The 2,138-nt window shown below is 69.1% G+C and carries 2 protein-coding genes; one reads left to right on the forward strand and one right to left on the reverse strand.

What is annotated here, in order from left to right; all coding sequences use genetic code 11:
* Positions 1 to 228, forward strand: a 228-nt coding sequence (locus ACZ5XS_RS45680) for a 2-oxo acid dehydrogenase subunit E2 (RefSeq protein ID WP_468661629.1), incomplete at its 5' end; no start/stop codon positions are given.
* A gap of 72 nt (positions 229 to 300) precedes the next feature.
* On the opposite strand, the gene ACZ5XS_RS45685 is transcribed toward ACZ5XS_RS45680, so the two are convergent.
* Positions 301 to 1,947 (reverse strand): IS1182 family transposase, encoded by a 1,647-nt coding sequence (locus ACZ5XS_RS45685; RefSeq protein WP_468661630.1) that lies wholly within the window; start codon positions 1,945 to 1,947, stop codon positions 301 to 303.
* Between the last annotated feature and the right edge of the window lie 191 nt (positions 1,948 to 2,138).

Here is a 2,138-nt window from a genome sequence, read left to right on the forward strand (position 1 = left end):
ATCATCGTGCCGCCGGGCCAGGTCGCGATCCTCGGTATCGGTGCCACGGTCAAGCGTCCGGCCGTCATCGAGACGGAGGAGGGCACGGTCATCGGCGTCCGCGACATGACGTACCTGACCCTCTCCTACGACCACCGTCTGGTGGACGGCGCCGACGCGGCCCGTTACCTGACCGCGGTCAAGGCGATCCTGGAGGCGGGCGAGTTCGAGGTCGAGCTCGGCCTGTAACCACCTCGCTTGTACGGTGCCCCCGTCCGGAGCTTCTCCGGACGCTGTTGGCTAATTCCGCCCCGCTGGATCTCATCCGGCGGGGCGGAGTGCTGCGAAGGGTGAGGTCCGGGTGCGGGCGAGGGGTCTGCCGGTGAGCCAGGCATCGATGCGGGCGAGGTTGATGGCGGCGCCGGTGAGGTGGTGTTGCAGCCGGGTTTTGGCGAGGCCGCGGTAGCGGGATCTGCGCAGGCCGAAAGCCTGGACGGCCTGGGAGATGGTGCCCTCGACGCCGGCGCGGTGTCCGTAGCGCTTGCGCCACTGATCGCTGTCCTGTTCAGGCCGGGTCTGTTGCAGGATCTCGTGTTCGGGCCGGGGCCGCAGGGTGATGTAGCGGCCTTTTGGTGAGGTCGTGCACTCCTGGCGGGCCGGACAGGGCGTGCAGTCGCGTGTCGGGAACTTCGCCCGAACCACAGGTGTTCCCCGGTGGCTGGCCGTCTCCCGCCAGCTCGTGGTGGTGCGTCCCTTGGGGCATACGACCTGTCTGTTCTCCCAGTCGACGGTGAAGCGGGTGTTGTCGAAGCCTGTTGCCTGGGCCTTCTGCCGGTTGGTGTCCCGCGCGAGCGGGCCTATGAGACTGACGCGGTGATCACGCTGCGCGTGGTGGATCTGTTCAGCGTCGACGTAGCCGGCGTCCACCAGGTGCTCGTCGGGCAGGAGGCCACGCTCGGCAAGAGCGGTGTGGATGTCTTCCAGGACGGCCATGTCGGTGACGGGTGCCGCGGTGGTGTGGACGTGCGTGATCAGATGCGGGGCGTCAGGCTCGCAGGTCTCGCTGAGGTGGACCTTGTAGCCGGACCAGCCCAGGTCCCGCTTCGCTCCGGTCCGCGCCTCCATCTCGTGCGGGGTGCGTAAGCGGATCAGACCGGGCGGGGTGTTCTTCGGCTCCCGCCAGCGCAGCACACCCTCGACGTGCTGGAACTGCTGCACCCACGTCCGGCGCAGGAACTCCACTGCGGGCAGATACCGAAGGCCGGGCGGTGCCGACGCCGACCAGAGGGCCTGAAGCAGCTCCATGCCGTCGGCCCCGCACTGATCGCCGTGCTCGACCCGCGCAGCCCACCGGGACGGGAAACGGGTGTCCTCCGGCCGGGCGGAGTAGCGGTCGAACCACTCCGGTGGCGCCACCCCCGCGAGCCAGTCGCCAGTTGCTTCGGCGACCTGGTTCAGTGCCGTGCGCAGTGTCTCAACCACGAACTCCAGCCGGTTCAGGTCCCTCGTCGCGGCCAGTACGTGGGTGGCGTCCGTGCGTTGCCGCTTGCCCGCCCTGACCAGCCCGGCTTCCCCGGCGGCGGTCAGCACCGCGTCGAACACGCCCTTGCCCGCATCGTCCCCGGCCAGCCGGGCACGGAACTCGCTGAGCACGGAGAAGTCGAAGCCGGTATCGGTCAGCTCAAGCGACAGGGCGTACTTCCAGTCCAGACGCGAACGGACCGCGTGCGCGGCCTGCCGGTCGGTCAGCCCCTCCGCGAACTGCAACACCGACACCAGCGCCAGCCGGGCCGGCGACACCACCGGCCGTCCCCTCACCGCAAACAGCCCCGCAAAATCGGCATCGGCGAAAACCGGACCCAGCGTGTCCCGCACCCGCATCGCCAGACAGCCCTTCGGGAACACCGCACGAGCAACCCGCACGGTCTCCTCCGGAATCTCCGCCAACTCCACCCCACGCAACGACACGAACCCACCCCAGAAACACGACGACGGCCTGCACAACCCCAACGGGGTCGCACAGGCCGTCGTCACGCAGGCCCCCGGTTTTACCAACAGCGTCCGAACACCGGACGGGGCCCTTCGCCGTCCCTGCGGCTGGATAGGGTGGGACCCCTCGAAACTCGTGTCCCGCCGTACGGGACTGACCCAGGAGCGGC

This window comes from Streptomyces sp. NPDC033131 (assembly GCF_055578365.1).